The organism is Fluviispira multicolorata (assembly GCF_009208585.1).
Classification (GTDB): domain Bacteria; phylum Bdellovibrionota_B; class Oligoflexia; order Silvanigrellales; family Silvanigrellaceae; genus Silvanigrella; species Silvanigrella multicolorata.
Map to the genome: position 1 here is coordinate 280,830 of NZ_WFLN01000006.1, position 18,434 is coordinate 299,263.

18 protein-coding genes are annotated in these 18,434 nt (G+C 30.2%); 4 read left to right on the forward strand and 14 right to left on the reverse strand.

All coding sequences use genetic code 11. The features are described from left to right. Positions 1-158: 158 nt before the first annotated feature. From GCL57_RS07595 to GCL57_RS07625, 7 genes are all read right to left on the reverse strand, one after another. Positions 159-617: a Sec-independent protein translocase subunit TatA/TatB gene (locus GCL57_RS07595; protein ID WP_152212756.1), complete on the reverse strand. Its 459-nt coding sequence runs from the start codon at positions 615-617 to the stop codon at positions 159-161. A gap of 82 nt (positions 618-699) precedes the next feature. Next, entirely contained in the window at positions 700-1,134 is a 435-nt protein-coding gene (locus GCL57_RS07600; protein ID WP_152212757.1) for a hypothetical protein, read from the reverse strand. After that, positions 1,079-1,585 carry a hypothetical protein gene (locus tag GCL57_RS07605; protein ID WP_152212758.1) on the reverse strand — a complete coding sequence of 169 codons (507 nt, stop codon included), beginning with the start codon at positions 1,583-1,585 and terminating at the stop codon, positions 1,079-1,081. The genes GCL57_RS07600 and GCL57_RS07605 overlap by 56 nt, the downstream gene beginning before the upstream one ends. Positions 1,586-1,704: 119 nt before the next feature. Further along, positions 1,705-2,124 (reverse strand): hypothetical protein, encoded by a 420-nt coding sequence (locus GCL57_RS07610; RefSeq protein WP_152212759.1) that lies wholly within the window; start codon positions 2,122-2,124, stop codon positions 1,705-1,707. 233 nt (positions 2,125-2,357) lie between these two features. Next, the gene (locus tag GCL57_RS07615; protein ID WP_152212760.1) at positions 2,358-3,476 is read right to left on the reverse strand and encodes a lysylphosphatidylglycerol synthase domain-containing protein; all 1,119 of its coding nucleotides are present in this window, start codon (positions 3,474-3,476) and stop codon (positions 2,358-2,360) included. After that, positions 3,473-4,879 carry a sigma-54-dependent transcriptional regulator gene (locus GCL57_RS07620; RefSeq protein WP_152212761.1) on the reverse strand — a complete coding sequence of 469 codons (1,407 nt, stop codon included), beginning with the start codon at positions 4,877-4,879 and terminating at the stop codon, positions 3,473-3,475. The genes GCL57_RS07615 and GCL57_RS07620 overlap by 4 nt, the downstream gene beginning before the upstream one ends. A 2-nt stretch (positions 4,880-4,881) precedes the next feature. Beyond that, positions 4,882-7,044 (reverse strand): sensor histidine kinase, encoded by a 2,163-nt coding sequence (locus GCL57_RS07625; protein WP_152212762.1) that lies wholly within the window; start codon positions 7,042-7,044, stop codon positions 4,882-4,884. A 158-nt stretch (positions 7,045-7,202) separates the two neighbouring features. Here GCL57_RS07625 and GCL57_RS07630 point away from each other — a divergent pair, with 158 nt between their 5' ends. Then, on the forward strand, positions 7,203-8,012 hold the full coding sequence (locus GCL57_RS07630) for a YkgJ family cysteine cluster protein (protein WP_152212763.1): 810 nt from the start codon (positions 7,203-7,205) through the stop codon (positions 8,010-8,012). On the opposite strand, the gene GCL57_RS07635 is transcribed toward GCL57_RS07630, so the two are convergent. From GCL57_RS07635 to GCL57_RS07645, 3 genes are all read right to left on the reverse strand, one after another. Further along, complete coding sequence (locus GCL57_RS07635) at positions 7,973-9,055, reverse strand: DUF2914 domain-containing protein (RefSeq protein WP_152212764.1); 1,083 nt, start codon at positions 9,053-9,055, stop codon at positions 7,973-7,975. The genes GCL57_RS07630 and GCL57_RS07635 overlap by 40 nt on opposite strands. 4 nt (positions 9,056-9,059) lie before the next feature. Continuing rightward, complete coding sequence (icd, locus tag GCL57_RS07640; protein ID WP_152212765.1) at positions 9,060-10,292, reverse strand: isocitrate dehydrogenase (NADP(+)); 1,233 nt, start codon at positions 10,290-10,292, stop codon at positions 9,060-9,062. 140 nt (positions 10,293-10,432) lie between these two features. Next, positions 10,433-11,416 (reverse strand): RluA family pseudouridine synthase, encoded by a 984-nt coding sequence (locus GCL57_RS07645; protein ID WP_152212766.1) that lies wholly within the window; start codon positions 11,414-11,416, stop codon positions 10,433-10,435. A 148-nt stretch (positions 11,417-11,564) separates the two neighbouring features. Between GCL57_RS07645 and GCL57_RS07650 the strand changes: the two genes are divergently transcribed. Beyond that, positions 11,565-13,160, forward strand: coding sequence for an APC family permease (locus tag GCL57_RS07650; RefSeq protein WP_152212767.1), 1,596 nt, complete (start codon positions 11,565-11,567; stop codon positions 13,158-13,160). 4 nt (positions 13,161-13,164) lie between these two features. Here GCL57_RS07650 and GCL57_RS07655 read toward each other — a convergent pair whose 3' ends face one another. Continuing rightward, positions 13,165-13,380 (reverse strand): hypothetical protein, encoded by a 216-nt coding sequence (locus tag GCL57_RS07655; protein WP_152212768.1) that lies wholly within the window; start codon positions 13,378-13,380, stop codon positions 13,165-13,167. A gap of 127 nt (positions 13,381-13,507) precedes the next feature. Here GCL57_RS07655 and GCL57_RS07660 point away from each other — a divergent pair, with 127 nt between their 5' ends. Both GCL57_RS07660 and GCL57_RS15120 read left to right on the forward strand, forming a co-directional pair. Further along, positions 13,508-14,383, forward strand: coding sequence for a hypothetical protein (locus tag GCL57_RS07660; protein ID WP_152212769.1), 876 nt, complete (start codon positions 13,508-13,510; stop codon positions 14,381-14,383). A 386-nt stretch (positions 14,384-14,769) separates the two neighbouring features. After that, positions 14,770-15,258, forward strand: a complete 489-nt coding sequence (locus GCL57_RS15120) for a hypothetical protein (RefSeq protein WP_343034443.1) — start codon at positions 14,770-14,772, stop codon at positions 15,256-15,258. Between the two features lie 213 nt (positions 15,259-15,471). Here GCL57_RS15120 and GCL57_RS07670 read toward each other — a convergent pair whose 3' ends face one another. The 3 genes from GCL57_RS07670 to GCL57_RS07680 form a co-directional block, all read right to left on the reverse strand. Then, positions 15,472-16,563, reverse strand: coding sequence for a hypothetical protein (locus GCL57_RS07670; protein ID WP_152212771.1), 1,092 nt, complete (start codon positions 16,561-16,563; stop codon positions 15,472-15,474). 89 nt (positions 16,564-16,652) lie between these two features. Beyond that, positions 16,653-17,258 (reverse strand): dephospho-CoA kinase, encoded by a 606-nt coding sequence (coaE, locus tag GCL57_RS07675; RefSeq protein WP_152212772.1) that lies wholly within the window; start codon positions 17,256-17,258, stop codon positions 16,653-16,655. 9 nt (positions 17,259-17,267) lie between these two features. Continuing rightward, a complete protein-coding gene (locus tag GCL57_RS07680; protein WP_152212773.1) occupies positions 17,268-18,242 on the reverse strand; it encodes a hypothetical protein in 975 nt (324 codons plus the stop codon). Positions 18,243-18,434: the final 192 nt, after the last annotated feature.

Below are 18,434 nucleotides of genomic sequence, written 5' to 3' on the forward strand. Positions count from 1 at the left end.
TTATTAATATAAATTCTAATAAGTCAAACTTCATGGATCAAAAAATAACCCCCTCCATACCTACCAAGTTATTGAAGTATCGCCACAATATGAAGGGTAATTAAAATGAAATTATGAGTCATTAAAGTGACTCTCTTGGTTAAAAAAAACGAATGTTTTTAAATTCTAGGACCTATAAAATAGTCAGACATAAAAAACTCTTTAGCTGAAACCGGTAAGCAGCCGAGATTTTGTGGTTCGACTTCCGAAGAGTCATTCAAGTGCTCTATATCTTCATGATTATATAAAGCATTTTGAAAACTATCAATCTCTTCTTGGTGAACAATTTCATCTTTCGGGTTCTCAAAATATGAAATATCTGCAATATTTGTATTAAAATCAACTTCAATTGGCTTTGTTAATTCCGAAAGTTCTTGTTTTTCAATATCAAAATTAATGCTTCGCTGAACGTCGGTTTTAACTTCATGCCAAGACTGTTGAACATCTCCAGCCACTTTTTTTGCATGGTTGATACCTTTCAGAAACTTTTTCATATTTTCTGGCAACTTCTCATTACCAAAGAGTATGAGTGCTATAAATGCTATCAGAAGGATTTCACCACCACTGAATCCAAACACTTTTAATTACCTCAAAGCAAAGCTGCTCAATCAATAATAATAAACTATTATCAGATAGCAAGCATATAAATTGAAAGCAAGTTCATTTGTCTCTTGCTTGCCACCCAGATATCTTTTTTTCAATAAAAAACTCATCTAGATATGATTTTTTTATTGTCGTTTCATTTTTATAAAATAATCTTGAATTTTTAACATTTTTATTTTTTCGAACTTGAACTAAAATATCATATTTTTCCCAATTGTCTAAACTCCAAATTGAGAGTACTGTTTTGCCTAACTCTAAACCACATAGGACAATATTATTTGATATTAAATCCTTTTTAATAAAAACTTTCTTTGAATTTTTTGAAGAAATTTGAATAACATTTTTGCTTGAGAAATTTTTACACTCCCCATTGGAAATATTTAAGTTAAGATAATACGCATAAGAATCGCATGATTTAAGTAAAACAACAAGAGAACTAATTATTTTTAATTTTAACCCAATTTTTACAGCTTTGACGACTTTTTTCTGCATTAAAACTTCTTTCATCAAATATATTAATAAATATTTTTTCATTTATAAAGCGTGCATAGTTAAGAAAACGAGTAGCATTAGGAATGTTAAGTGCTTTAAAGACAAGTTGATTATACTCGCTCTTAAGAAAATGAAAATCCCCATAAAAACATTTATCAGTATTAAATAAAGTCAAGAATAAATAATATTTCTGACCTATTATCAAATCTGCTTGCTTATTTGACACTTTAAAGCTATCAAAATCAATAAATAGCTCCTTTTTATTCCAATAAATACTTTCTGAAATAGACTTATGACTATTAATTTTTTTATAGCCATTATTTTTATTAACTTCTATATTCGATGATTTTATACTTCCTTCATTATTTATATTTAAAATAAACTTAAAAATGGAATAAAAAATCAATGTAATTATAAAAAAAGCAAAAATTATAGACGCATATTTTCTCATATAATTCCTTACTAAAATCCTACTTAAAATTTATAGACGATTTAAATTTAGAAATTATAAAATAAAAAAAACTGAACAATATTTTATTAAATTGTTCAGTTTTTAGCTCATATTTAGCTTCACTTTTTCTTTATATAAGTGCGACTTGGCATAGGAATTCGCTTCACATTCCCTTTTGTTCCATACTCAGCATGAAATGGATAACTAACGCTTTTATTTACAACATTATCTGACTTTGAAGATTTTAACACTTCCGTTGCTGGAGCTGCAAAACGATTGACTCCAGAAAGAGGTATAGAAGGTCTTTTACGTGTCTCTACGACTTGAGGTAACATACCTTCAAATAAAGTTCGACCACGCTCAAAGGACTCATCTACCTTTTCTTTTAATAATAATTTCTTTTCAAAAGACTCTTCTAATGAATAGAGGTGGCAAAGTTCCGTATGAATTTGAATCCATTCATAAACCTGTCTCAAAACTTTAATGTTTTCGAATCCCAAACTGGCAATAAAATTTTTATCTAATAATTTCGGCTGCATACACCACCTCCTTTCTTTTAATTTATAAAACATTTATTTTAAACATTTTATCAAATAAATCAATGATCTATCGTTCTACCTTACTTTTCCTTAATATTTAAGCACTTTTTTTAAATATGCTGACATTTTGAGGCTTTACAAAGCACAACGAAGGTCATAGGAGTAGTATATCACATCTTTATGATAAGTGTGTCTGTCTATTAAATAAAAATCACACTTATATTTATAATTTTTTAAGACGTAACAGATTCCTTTTTTCTAGCATCTAAAATTGCACGTATTTGCCCTGCACTCAATCGAGCAAAGAGCAGTCCCACTCCTGTAATAGCCAAAAGATTGACAGTTGTTTGTAAAAGCTGAGCAGAGCTAGCTATTTGCGGGGAAATATTAAATATAGAGAAAAGCAGCACTGCAGTGAGCTGCATACCTCCAACCCCTCCAAAACCCATTGGTATTAAAGATGCGATGGACAGTAAAGAAACAGTCGCAAAAATAGCTTCTAATGGGATATTACTTGAAATTGCAATTCCTGAAAAATATGTACCAAAAACTGCTAAAACAAGACAAACTATACTATAAATAACCGGCATCCAAAATGATTTAATACTTCTTATTCCCAATGATATTACATCTAATACTGAATTTAATTCAGCAAAAATCTTTTTTAAGAAAAGATTAATAACTCTATTTCTAAAGACAGTTAAAAAGAGTCGCTCAATACGCGCTAAAATTCTTCTAAATAAAAGTGATTTAGCCAAATAGGGCACTATGATAATCAAAATCATTAAGAAAAATGAAATCAAAAATAGAATTAATAAATTTGAATCTGATTTAGAATTATTTATATTAAAAGATTTCATATACACAAAAAATGTCATTAAGCATCCAAAAAATAGCATCACAAAAAGTCCAATTAATCTATCAAATAATGAAGCTGCAGCTAATTTAGATTTAGTCGCTAACTCTTCAAGATTATTATTTAATTTATTAATTTTAGGTGTATAAGAGCCATTCAACTTATGATTTGCACCTAACATAAGACTTATTCTAATAAACTCAATAATAGCCATTGAGCCAGGCATCCAAAGTCCAATTCCATTGCTTACATAAGTTGCAGCGGTTACGTTTTGTAGATTGGCTTTAATGCCAAATAATTTTAGTAAACTGTGATAACGAAAGGTCATAAACAAGCAGTTCAAAATTTGTAAAAACGCAATTAATACCAAATATTTCTTATTATTTTCAAAAGCATATGAAAATGTTTGGAAATTAAGAATATTTTTCGAATGCATAAAATAGACTAATGCAAATGAAATAAATAATAATAAAAATATTTTAATAAATGATTTCATTCAGTCTTATCCTCATCTACCAATTTTTCAGATTCATTTATTAATCCAAGTTGCTTCATTTTACGATACAGATGACTTCTCTCCATACCCATAGACTCCGCTGTTTTTGACACATTTCCTTCAAAACTTTCAAGCTTTTTTTGAATAAATATTTTTTCAAAACGCGATCTCGCTTCTCGAAAGTCTGAAGAAGAAAATAAAAAGTACTCTTCTTCAGACTTTTCAGCTCTTTGAGAATGAATTGGGAAAGGTAAATGAATCGGTTCAATGGTATCGTCTTTAACCATTATTGACAATCTTTCCATTATATTTTTCAACTCACGAACATTACCTGGCCAAGAGTATGATTTTAGAACTTGAATAGATTGAGGTGAAAGTATTTTATTTTTTATGCTGTTTTCAACAGAATAAAGCGATAAATAATGGGATGAAATTAATTCGATATCCTCTTTACGACTCCTTAAAGGTGGCAAATGTATAGGAATAACATTTATCCTATAATAAAGATCTTCTCTAAAGTTTCCTTTTTTTATTTCCTCTTCAATATTCTTATTTGTTGCAGCTATTATTCTTGCATCAACAGATATAGTCTCATCAGAGCCAAGTCTCTCAATTTTGTGCTCTTGTAAGGCTCTTAAAAGCTTACTTTGTGTTTTTAAACTCATATCTCCAATTTCATCAAGAAATAGGGTGCCATTATGGGCAAGTTCAAATTTACCGCGTTTTATAGCTATTGCACCAGTAAAAGCACCTTTCTCGTGTCCAAATAATTCACTTTCAATTAAATCTTCAGGAATTGCAGCACAATTAATTGCAATAAATGGCTTATTATTTCTATTTGATTTTTCATGAATTAAGCGTGCTACATTTTCCTTACCAGTTCCATTCTCACCTGTAATTAAAATTGTTGTACTCTTTTTAGCAACCATATTAACTGTTAAAATAATATCATTTAATTCCTTTGACTCTCCTAAAAGTGTATATTTTTTTTCAACACGATTTTTTAAATTTTGATTTTCAAATTGCAGATTTTTAATACGCAATAAGTTCTGAACACATAATAAAACCTTATCTAAACTCAATGGTTTTTCAATAAAATCCATTGCACCTAGACGAGTGCATTTAACTGCAGTTTCAATATTTGCATGTCCGCTCATCATAATTATTAATAAATCTGGATTTGCTAATTTTAACTTTTCAAGAACTTCGGTCCCTTCAATATCAGGTAACCAAACATCTAAAAAACAAACATCAGGTAATTCTTTTTTTGCTATTTTCAAACCTATTTCTGCATTATTTGCAGTTAAAACTTTATATCCTTCATCACATAAAATACCAGATAAGGTCGAACAAATATCTTTTTCATCATCTATGACAAGAATTTTTCCAAAGCTTTCACACATAATCAATTTATTTTTTCCTCTTTTTCAATATTAATTTCAATAGGCAATGTAACAGTAAAAATTGTTCCATTTGGATGATTTTCTTCAACTGAAATCTGACCAAAATGTTCATCAACAATTTGTTTAACAATCGCAAGGCCTAATCCCATTCCTGTTTTTTTAGTACTAAAATACGGCTCGAAAATTCTCGACTTCACCTCTGTCGACAGACCTGTTCCAAAATCTTTTACCATTATTTTCAGAATATTATCATTTGTTTTATTATAAATTGAAACAGTGACTGGCGTGTTTTTTTCTGTAGACACAGTGACAGCATTAGCTATCAAATTAATAAAAAGTCGGGTTATTTGATTTCTATCAAAATAACATTTTATTTGTGGTAAGTAATCAAATTTTTCTTCATTTTGGTATCGATAAAATTTATCATTTATAAAAACTTCAAGAATAAGGAATATATTTTCTGGATTTCCAATAAATCCACGCATAGACATATAAATAGCCTCAACAATATTTCCAAAATTTAATTTTGAATGCGGCATTCTTGCGTATTTTATAAATTCATCAACCAAAATTTTAATGCTATCTGTACTTTGCAAAATAATCTGAATTGATTCTTTAAAAACTTGTTTATCATTGCCTATAAAATTATTAGTAAATTTTTTTTCAAGCCTTTGTGCTCCAAGTTTTATTGGCGTTAATGGATTTTTAATCTCGTGAGCGATTCGACTTGCAACATCTTTCCAAGCGGCTAATCTCTGTGCCTTTGCGAAGTCAGAAATATCATTTACAAAAATAATTTTCCCAACTTTTCCTCTTGGCGAGCAGATTAAACTCACAGATATCTGTAATTGAAATTCTTTTTCATATAAAAATCCACTCCATTCCATTTCAACTCTTTTTAAAACAGACAAAGATGCATCTTCAAGTGCATGTAAAATAATTTTTTGAAAATCATTATCTGCAAAAACCTTTGAAATATGAGTGCCAAGCACATCCTTTTCTTTATTGTTAAATAAGTTCTCTGCTCTTTGGTTCCACGATTCAATAAAGAGCTCTGCACTCAATACAATAACTCCAGCATTTACATTCTTTAATAAAACTTCATTATATTCTGATTTAATTGAAAGCTCTTCGGCTTTTCTTTTAAGTTCATCAGAAAATAAATCAACCCTTTCCTTTTCTCTTTTCAAGTCACTTACCATCGATCTAAAGCTAAGTGCAAGTTTTCCCATCTCATCATCAGAAACGATATCATCTATTTTAACTGAATAGTTACCATGTGAAACACTTTCTGTTGCATTTGCTAAAATTTGTAAAGGCACAGTGATTTCTCGTGCAAGTGTAAAGCCTAACCAAGTTGCAGAAAATATAATGAGAAGCGTAATAACACCAAGCATTACATAATATGAAAGGCGAATCATTTTTGCAGCATTTGTTAAACCAGGATATTCATTTTTTAATTGTAACCACTTAGGTTGAAGTATTTTTGGCGATATAATCCCGTAAATTAAAAAATTATTTTCAATAATTAAAATTTTTCTTTCATTACCAAACTCATGCCATACAGGCTTTATTTTATGGCTAGCTTTATAACTTAAGAGAGTTCGCTTGATCTCACTCTCATTTATTTTTTTAGAAATATAAATCATTTTATTCTTTTTTTTATCAACAACAAAGTCAAATATATCTATATTATCTTTATTTGGAAATTGATTTATTAAAAGCGAATATATTTTTGCTTGATATGCCGCTTCGCTATTAAGTGTTTCTTCAGTCGTCTCAACAAGATTATCTGGTAACCATTTTTCAAAGTTAGTATTAACAAACTTTGTTGACATATATAATAAAACGACAGTTGGTAATAGCGAAAAAAATAGAAAAGCAGTCACTAATTTTGTATTTAATTTACTTCCAAATACTCCTCGAGAATTATCGACAATTAACTTTACACCACTTCTAAAAGTCAAAAAAACAAAGAGAAGTAAAAGTATAACATTTAATATAACTGCAGAGAAAAATAGATAGACTGAATTACCAAAAAATTTATTACTAAAAATAGCCCCTTGATTTACAATACTATTCTCTAAAAAACTCCCTGAAACTGCTATAAATATAGAAAATAAAACCCATAAGATTAATTTATAAAATCTTGTATGAAGGTTCATAGGCAATTTTTTTCTCCTTAACAATCTTCCGAATTCCAATAATCATAAATATACTGTATTATTAATAATATTTATTTATTTCATAAATCCAACTTGGAAAATCTATAAAACCAAGTTATTAACTGTTTTTTTGTTTCACCCTTAGATGAGAGAGTGACATGGACTATAAGACAGCAATCACGCAATTAATACCTTTTATAGATAATATATATACAGAATATGATGAAGCTAGTAAAATATCCCTAAAAGAGTTTCAAATAGATTTTTCTAATGAAAAAATAACATGTCAAAAAGGTTGCGGTGCTTGTTGTCATTTCCCAATAATTCCCGTAACAGCTGGAGAAGCTTTTGTTTTACTCAATAAATTACTAGCAACAGGCTATGATCTAAACAGTTTGGCTGAAATGCTTTTTAAATATAAAGATGAATATTTTAAATTTACAAAAAAAAATGGTAAACTTCCTATTACTAATTCTGATCAGAAATTATTTTTAAAAGAAAATATTCCTTGCCCGTTTCTTTTAAAAAAAGATTCCTCAATTCATTCTGGATCCTGTGGAATCTTTGATTTTCGACCTTTAATTTGTGATTTTTATAATAGCATTGATTCTCCCAAGCTTTGCGAATTAAAGCTTGAACATAGAAGTATTGAAAGCATTGCTTCAAATGGGTCAGTTGCGCAAGACAAAATAAGAGAATTTGAAAGAAATCTCTTTGGCAGAAGCTCAATTGGACATCTACCTCTCTTATTAGCTTCATTTTGTACACAAAATGGATTGAATTCTTTTCTTACAATTAAAAAACTCACAGCAGATGAACTTAGTGAAGAATATGCTCAAGAATTAAATGATTTTTCACTTTATCATGAACTTTTAAGCAGTATTGATTATATTTTAACTGAAAAAGATATATTAGCTATAGAAGAGGCTCAATCTGATTTAATGAAAAGACTTGCTTGCCCAACGTAAATTCCATTTTTTAAAAATGTTTTACAAGTAATTTTTTTTGCTTCTTTTATATTTGGAAAGAATTTTTTGCACGAAAAAGTCTTATATCTATCATTATTTTTTAGCCCGACTATTGTTGGCAATGAAATTTTATCAACAAATTGATCATCAACATACCATTCATGGACAATTTCATATGAAATACCTATAGGTGCAATTATTGGAGAAATAGAGCATAAATAAATATCTGAATTTAATTTATTTAATAAAAAATTTCTATTAACTTGATCTTCACTCATTATTTGAAACCTTGCTGTTCGAGGTTTTTCAAATGAAAAATGCGCATTTTCCATCCAAATCGAGAGCAACGGGAACTTTAAATCATTTGGTAAAAAAAGATGTGCTATCATTAATATTGATATAAAAAAAGTAGATAATATTTCACTTCTTTTTAATTTTTTTTGAATAAAAGTTCCACTCCAAGGAAACACAATCACAAAACTTACAACAGCAAGCCAAATATAAAAAGTATCTAAATTTTTTGGAAAAAGAACTGCATATGAAAATGAGAAGGCCATACAAAATGCCAAAAGTCTAAGTAAAAGACGAAAAAATGAATAACGAAACAGCTTTGTCCAAAGTGGATCCCAAATTGTAAAGAGTGCAAAAACAATTAAAAATATAAACCATATCCATTCCTGTTTGAAATACATAAATGGAATACAAAACATAAAAATATACTGAACAAAATATTGAGTTGCCGTTGAGCCAAGAAATTCTAAAAGATCTTTTCTCTTATGAAGACTTTTTTGTATTTTTTTTAAATTATTAATTTTCTCATGAGTGCTATTTTTTATAAAACTATACCATGTAGACATAGTTACGATAAAAAAAAGAAAGGCAAAAGTAAAAACTGAAAGACGAATTGTTTTGGTGTAATCTCGAGTCAAAAGAAAACTCGAAATCACACCCCAAAGCAAACTCACCCAAGGTAAAAGAAATGAGTATTTGCTGTAAAGTGATTTAGCTTGAATTAAGAATTTTGAATCATTCTTATATTGCATTCAATCACAAATTCGCAATAATTGCCTTAGCAAAATCAGAACATTTTACTTCTTTTGCACCTTCAAGTTGACGTGCAAAATCATAAGTTACAATTTTTTGTTCCAAAGTTTTTTCAAATGCTTTTTCTATCATCTGAACAACTTCGGTCCAGCCTAGATATTCAAACATCATATTTCCACTCAAAATAACGGAGCCTGGGTTCACTTTATCTTGTCCAGCATATTTTGGAGCAGTTCCATGAGTTGCTTCAAACAATGCATAGCCATCACCAATATTTGCACCTGGTGCAATTCCAAGACCACCCACTTGCGCTGCTAGAGCATCAGAGAGATAGTCCCCATTTAAGTTTGTACAAGCAAGAACTTCGTACTCATCAGGACGCAATAATGCTTGCTGGAACATATTATCGGCAATAGCATCTTTGACAATTATTTTTCCAGCTGGAGCTTTTCCACCACATTCTTCCCAAGTCACACATTGATCGCGAAATTCTGTTTTAGCAACTTCATATCCCCAGTCACGAAATGCGCCTTCAGTAAATTTCATGATGTTACCTTTATGCACTAAAGTAACGCTCTTACATTTATTTTTTATTGCATAATTTATTGCAGCACGAACAAGTCTTTTTGATCCAAACTCACTTATTGGCTTAATGCCAAGACCAGAGTCTTCACGAACTTTTTTGCCAAGAGTATTGACTAAAAAATCACGAAGTTTTTTCTGCTCATCCGTTCCTGCTTTGAATTCAATACCAGCATAAATATCTTCTGTATTTTCACGAAAAATACACATATTCACTTTTTGTGGCTCACGCACAGGGGAAGGAACATTTGTATACCAACGTACTGGACGAATACATTGATAAAGATCAAGAATTTGGCGAAGTGCAACGTTAAGACTTCTAATCCCCCCTCCAACTGGAGTGGTTAAAGGACCTTTAATTGCAACACGATATTCTTTAATTGCATCAATTGTTTCATCTGGAAGCCAATTTCCATTGCCATTAAAAGATTTTTCGCCTGCCGGAACTTCCATCCAATGAATTTTTTTCTTACCACCATATGCTTTTAAAACTGCAGCATCAAAAACGAGTTGTGAAGCTTTCCAGATATCTGGACCTGTGCCATCCCCTTCAATAAAAGGTATAATTGGATTTTCTGGAACTTGTAATTTTCCGCTTGAATCAACTTTTATTGCTGCTCCACCTTGTGGAACCGTAATGAGTTTATAAGCCATGAAGAATATCCTCCTCTTCTTTTAATAAGATATAGGTTTGATCGCTTGCACTTTCAAAATCAAAGAAACAAGTCTTATTTCTGATAAGTCTATCTAATCATATTTTCAAGTTTCAATGAAATTTTTACCAGATATAAAAATTATTGTTTGCCTTCCACAATTTTTATTATACGTCGAAAATCCTCTGGCAAAGAAACATTAAAATCAAATTTTTCTCCATCCATTTCAAAAAGGAGATGACTTGCATGCAGCATATGCCTCAATGCAATTTGTAAAAATCGATGTCCATGAATATTTTGCGAATACGTTTTGTCACCAAGAAGTGGACAACCAACGGCCGCCAGATGAACTCGAATTTGATGAGTTCTTCCTGTTTTTGGTTTACAATTAATTAATGAAACTTCATTTTTTCCAAACACTTTTTCTACATTATAAAATGTTTCCGCTTGTTTAACATCTTTTACTCTCGAATTTGGATTAATTACAGCAAAGTAACAATTTTTTCTTGAATTATCTTTCGCTATTGGAAAACTTATTTTACCCTCTGATTTAGCAGGAGCAAAAAATGTCAATGCTTGATATGTCTTTTCAACATTTTTATCTTTGAAAAGTTGTTCGAATTTATTTTGTGTATCTTTATTTTTAGCAATAACCATTAAACCTGATGTGTCTTTATCAAGCCGATGTACAAGAAACATTTTATCAACATTATATTTATTTGAATCAAAAGCATTCAAAGCATAAAAAATAGTATCTTTACTTGACGACAGTGTCGATTGTGAGGCAATTCCTGCAGGTTTATTAATAATAAAAAAATTACTATTTTCAAAAATAAGTGTATCTTTTGAAATTATTGTTCCAATTGTATTATTAATTTTAAAGTCTTGAATTTGAAGATCTGAATTATTTATTTTATGTTCTTCCCAAAAAATTTCAATTTTATCCCCAATTTTTAGTTGAGTTTTCGCAATTAAAATTCTTTTTTTATTTATATATGCACCACCAGCATCTATAATTGATTTAATTTTTTTTCTACTTAATTCCTTAAACAAAGCAGCTGCAGCAATATCTAATCTTTCTCCAACATATAATTCTGTAATTTTCGCACTCTTTGACTTTAACATTAAAAATACCTTTGGTAACAAGGGTTTCAAAAAAAAACAACAAACTGGATGACAGGCCAATAATTTTATAGCATACGATAACAACTCTTGTTCTAGTCGACTCACATGACTGAACCATGATAAAACTATTCAACAGGTAAGAGATAATATGCAACTTAAAAGAAATATATCAAAAACCAGTCTTCTTTTTTTATCGATTGGCTCAATTGTCGGATCGGGATGGCTCTTTGGATCATTCTATACAGCACAATTAGCTGGACCAGCTGCAATCATTGCTTGGGTGTTGGGGGGTCTTTTTGTTGCCATTATTGCCCTCACATTTGCTGAGCTTTCAACTATGCTCCCCCTAAGTGGTGGTTCAATTGCATATTCACTTATGAGCCACGGAAAAATGGCAGGAGCAATATTTGGTTGGATCACCTGGCTTTGGACAATGGTCGTAGTGCCAATTGAAGTTCAAGCAGTTATGCAATATGCATCAAATTACATTCCAAATGTCACTGAAAGAGTCAATAATGCAGAAGAACTCACCACAAAAGGTTTATTATTAGCCACAGTTCTTATGGCATTATTGTCTATCATCAATGTTATTGGTGTGAAAATTATGGCTGAAACTAATAAAATGGTAGTTATATGGAAACTTATTATCCCGGTTGCGGTTGCATATCTGCTTCTAACAACAAAAATTCATCCTGAAAACTTAACTTCCCAAGGCTTTGCACCATTTGGTTTCAATGGAATACTTTCAGGAATTGCAATTGGTGGTGTAAGTTTCTCTTTTTTTGGTTTTCAAACAGCAATTTTTCTTGCGGGAGAAGCAAAAAATCCGCAAAAATCAATTCCTTTTGCCCTATTTGGCTCTATTTTAGCTTGTATGATTTTATATGCTGTATTGCAATTAGGTTTTATTTTATCTCTTGATCCAAAATCTATTGAAAATGGTTGGCAACAAATTAATTTCACGGGCGATGCAGGTCCATTTGCAGGAATTTTTGTTGGATTAGGATTGGCATTTATGGTAAAAGTTCTCTACTTTGATGCAGTTTTATCTCCTTTAGGAACAGCAGTAGGTTTTGTTGCTTCATCATCACGAATTTTATACTCTATGAGCTTACAAAATGATGCTCCTAAAGCTTTAGCAAAAGTTAATAGATATTCAATCCCTTGGCTTGCTATTCTTGCAAATTTTGTTCTTGGTATGCTTTTCTTTTTACCTTTTTCAGGTTGGCAGTCAATGGTTGCTTTTTTATCCGCAGCAATCGTCGTATCTTTAGCATGTGGCCCAATTTGTCTGCCAATATTTAGAAAAAAATTTCCAAACATACCTCGTCCTTTTAATCTTCCATATGCAAATTTTATTTCATTTGTTGCTTTCTATATTTGTAATCTTCTCCTTCAATGGACAGGATGGAGTACAGTGTGGAAGCTACAGTTTGCAGTAGCATTAGGCGTACTCATCTTTTTAGGATCCTATTTCTTTTCAAATGGTTTAAAAAAAGAAAAGCTTCATATTAAGTCTTTTTCATGGATTGTCCTATATCTTGCGCTATCAACGCTAACTTCATATTTAGGCACTTTCGGAGGAGGAGTTGGAATAATAAGTATGCAAATGGATTTTATTGTTATTTTAATAACAAGTGCCATCATATTTATGACGGCACAAAAGACAGCTCTTTCTGATGAAGAATCAAATATTTTATATGATAAGCTTATATCTGAACATTTAAAAAATAAAATTTCTTAGAAAATCATCTATCTTCAAAAGAAGATTGGAATATTTCAATAAATTCTTTTTGCTCTTTTGTATATGAATTATTTTTTGAACCATACTTTTCTTTTCCAATTCCAAATTTATCTTGAGGATTTAATAATTTTGAATCCTCATTTTTGATTGCAAAAATAAAAACTAAAAACCAAAATCCACCTGCTAAAATGAATATGACTAATGACTTTTTGACATCCATTTCTACACCTATATTGATTTACCATTCATTCATTGATTTAATTAGACATCATTAAATGTTAGCAGATTAAATTATTGTATATTATTCTGCATAAATAAAATTGACACTCAGTTGGTAACACTCCTCTATGAAAAAAATTATCTTAGTATCTTGCTTCTTTTTAAGTCTATCAGCATCTGCTCGAAATTTAAAAGATATTATTAGTTCAGGGGTATTCTATGCTGCAGTATTAAATCCAGAAAAAGACGAATTTGATACATCAAAGAGCATAGAAAAAAACAAATTAATTAATAAATTTTTTGAAAATTATACTCTGAGAAAATTCAATAAAAAAATATCAATTAAATACATTTATGCAAACAAATTTTCTGAGTTTTGGACAAATAAAAATGGTGTAATTATCAAAGAAGATACCTATAGCCCAAATTTATTTAAGTCAGCTGATGCTTATTTTGAGTTTATGAGTATGAGTGATTGGAGAGTTAACAAAGCAACTCCTGTTTCAATATTCAAATCAAATCTTTCATTAGTTTGTAACTTTAAGCCAGATAATACTGATTCAAACTTAAAATCAATCGCACTTATTATGAAAGTCATGTATGATAAAACTGTTAACTTTATTGCAATTAAGCATACTAAACTTGATAATTCTTTGGAAAGATTAAAAATTCCACAAAATAGAATCATGTATGTAAATTCACGCTTGGGCCTTGTCAATGGCATGTTACAAACAAATAAAAGAGAATGCACTTTAGCAGAAACCATGCTAGTTTTAAATTTAATTACTAAAGGAAAAATATATTTTATTGGTCAAGTAACACCTTATAAAAATAGAGCTCTTGCATGGTGGATAGAAAAAAATAATCTTGAATTGAGAGATTTCATTCAAGAACTTACCTCTCAGCTTAAGAACTCCGCAGAATGGGATACAATATTCCTTGAACTTTTTGGAGTTAAATATAATTTATATGATTTTATTATGAGAAACTCTGATGAAAATTAAGGAATATTCTCAAACTTTCTTTTAATTCTTCAAACAGTTGCTTCAAATTTCATAAGAATTTATTTTCTTCCTTCTTTTAATTCAAATATACTCACTACTTAACCAAAAAAATCTTTTTAACTAACACAAATTTAATTAGGAAATATATAATATCTTATAATAATTTTATTATGATGTGTTCTCAAATACTGAAGAAATCTTGATTCTTAGTATGTTTCCCGTAAAAGTTGGATTACCATATCTTACGAAGGTAAGAAGATCATATTGAGGACAATAATAACAGATTAATTATGGATAATGCTAGCAACAAAATTAAAAGAATTTAAAATTCATTTTTTCAGATAATAAATAGAATTTTATTTATTCAACATGTAAAAAGAAGTAATATATCAGTCGAAAATGACCAAAATAAAAAATATAATAACTTTTTTGAAAGTATAAATGATGCTTTCTCTTGGATAAAAAGTAATAAATTATTTACAATAATGCTCTTATTAACGTCTATCAATATTTTTTTGTATCCAATTTTATATCTCACTATTATATTTTCATTGAAGTCTATGAATATTGGATATGATATAACTGGATATATTATTTCTGGTCTGGGAGTTGGTGGTATAATTGGAGGCATGATAGCTGGTTTTCTATCACTTCACTTTAATCTTAGAAGTTTAGTCTTAAGTGCTAATATTTTAAGAATAATTGTATTTGCTGGTTTTATAATTTTCCCCGCACCTATTGGTTATTTTTCTTTTTTTATGATGAAAGAAATACTTGGTGGAATTTGGAATGTATGTTATAATATTTATTCAATTACTGAGATACCAAATGATTATATCGCTCGTGTTTCTGCGCTAAGTGGTATTTTGAAATAGGTATGCACGACATTAGGAGGAATTATGGCAGGATATTTAATAAATTATTCTGGAATTGAATTCTCACTATATCTTCTCTTAGCGCTTACGCTCCTTATGTTTATCTGCACTATCTCTTTTAAGAGCATATATCTTTCAAGAATATTAATAGCTGCTCCACCCAAATAAAATAACTTTGTCACAGAATTTAATTTTCATTTAGATTTTTTTTATTTAGCGAAGTGGTTCTAAATTTTCTTTGCCTTTGACCATTTCTTGATCAATCTTATCACGATTTATTATTTTCCATGCAGATAAAATAACAACAAGTATGAACATAATAAATAAAATATAAAATATAGCATGCAAAAATACAGAGAGCGTCAAACTTATAAATGCAAGGGTTCCACAGACAAGCATATTTGTCATTACTTTATCCGAAGAATTCAATGGCAATTCGGCATCTAAAACTGCTTTAGTATATCCCTGTACAAGAAGACGCCTCTCTCTTGCAGTTGTAAAATATTTAAAAACGCTCTTAGGGGTGAAAGAATAACGTATAATCCAAAATGGAATATGGACTATATGTAGGCCAATCACTTCAATTTCAGTGCGGTGCTCATATAGAGTTCCAATTTTTGTTTTAGAAATCCTTCTATGATATTCATTAATTTGATCTTTTGCACGCGTGACTGCCGATAACTCTTTTGTTTGAATTCCCATAATTGCAATTTCGTTTGCCAGTTCATATTTAAATGGTTGTTTAGAATCGTATAGAGAAGCCATACCTTCATCTGGCACACCAAGCGATTCATCTAGTGGAAAACCATCCCAATCGACCATTAATTTTTCCTTAGGGTTATGTAATCTCTCCAAACCCCAATGTTCTTTTGGAGATCTCCTTGCTAATATACTCCATCGATATCTCCTACTAAAACGCCCCTCTTCTTTCATAAAACCTGATGCCATATCTCGGGCTTGACCGGCGTAACGAGTCTGTTTTGCACTGTGTCCACTCCAAAATGTATGAGCTTCAGCAGAAATTACCCAAAATGGAAGCATAACACCATAAGAACCTAAAATTGAAAATTCACTCTTAACTCTCTCTGGTCGATGGTATCTTTTTGTTATCCACTCGTTAAATATTTCTTCAATGTTACTTTTCTGAATATTTGAAGAAACGATATAGTGATCCCCAATTAAATCTTTGGCTCCTTCTTCAGGATCAATAACAAATCCAGATGAGCAGAATGGACACAGATGTATATAATCATCAGGATTGAATTCAAAGGAAGACTGGCAAGAGGCACAAGACACTTCAAACATCTTGTTAATTCTCCAATTTACAAAATAAAATAATATGAGTTACTTTTATTTTATAAGGATTTATGAAATATGAAATGTCAAAATATCAATTAAGAAATTTTTGCTCTTAGGAAATTAATAAGTTGATCGATTGCTTTTTCAAGTTTATCTTGGGTTAAGGAGTTATCAACGACAAAATCGGCAAATTTCACTTTTTCTGCATCTGGCATTTGAGTATTCATAATTTTGAGAGCATCAGCTTCGGACAACTTCCGATTCAAACTCAATCGATTTAATTTTATTTTTTCTTCCGCAATAACAACAATACAAGCATCAAAAGAAGATTTTCTTCCAAGTTCCAAAATTAAAGAAGCTTCATAAAAAACCCATGCAGATGGAGCACATTCTTTCATTGCATTCACTTTAGATTTTAAAAGCTCTGCAATAGCTGGATGCAAAATTCCTTCAAGAGATTCCTTTAATTTTGGTGAGGAAAAAATTTGATTTCTAATAAATTCTCTATCAAGAATTCCATTTTCTAAAAAAACGGAATCCCCAAATACAGATTTAATTCGTGCTTGAATTTGAGGAAAAAATAAAACGTCTCTTGAAAAAATATCAGCATCCCAAACGCAATAACCCCTCTGTGCAAGACTTTTTGCGAGAGTTGATTTTCCAGAGCCTATTCCACCTGTAATAGCAATCAGTTTATGCATAAGTTATGCTTAACGTTTATTATGATCGCGCTGAGTTCTATTATATGTGTTACCTTGTTGTGTATTTGAGGAATCTTCATAAAATCTTTGAGAGTTATTATTATTATTTGGACGAGCATTAAAACGGGATTGTGAATTATTATTATATTGGTTTCTAAAACCATTTTGTCCATTTTGCTGCTGACGATTGTTATTATTCTGTTGATAATTTCTGTTATTATTTGGATTGCGATTCTGTTGCTGATGCTGCATATTTCTTTGTTGGAAATTAAATCTATTACGATTTTGTAAATTATTGGGCTGCTGACGATTATTATTATTCATCGCATGATGACTTAAATGCGGTTGTGGAGCAACTTGATTGCCATCTGAATGAACATATCCCGTTCTCGTCATTAAATGACTTGGCATAGGACGATTTTGATCTTCAAAAACGCGTTTAGCAACACCTTCAGCAACTAATTCTACGAGTAAATCCTCAACAGCTATACCTTCCATTTTAGACATTTGACGTAATTGATTCATTAGGGACCAAGAAAAACTTAAAGAAACATGATTTTGAGAAAAATCTCGAGCTTCAGACATTTGCTGAGCAGCATCTTCTTCAGAAAAATCTTCTTCAAACTGTTGTTCCAAATTATCATCAAACGCTTGCATATCATCTTCGCCATCAAATGAATTTATTTGTTCTAAATCCCATTGATTTGAAGAAATTTCTTCTAAATTATTAGAATCAAGATCGGAATTTAAAGAAACAATATTTTCAGCGTCTTCAATTTGATCGTCTTGAATATCAATTTTCTTTTGCATTGAAGTAGACATTACATCCTCTATATTTGATTTTTTTTCAACTAGATCAGAGGTAACAGCCTTCAACTTTGGCGGACGACCTCTTCCTCGTTTTACGGGTACAGAAGGAGATTCACTCGAAGATTCTTCAAACAATGATAAATTAATTTGTGGACGGGTGTGAAAATAAATCACGTGCAAGCTCCAATAAAGAGATAACAACAATAATGAACAATATTTAAAAATTTAATAAGTTCAGGTTTAAACTCAATGAAAAATTCCTACGCTGTTAGAAGGAAACTTGAAATTATAGAAGGAGAGATTTTTCTCACTTCTTAAAGACTCTCATAAATAAAAATAGAGTTCAAGCTGCAAAAAAACATTACA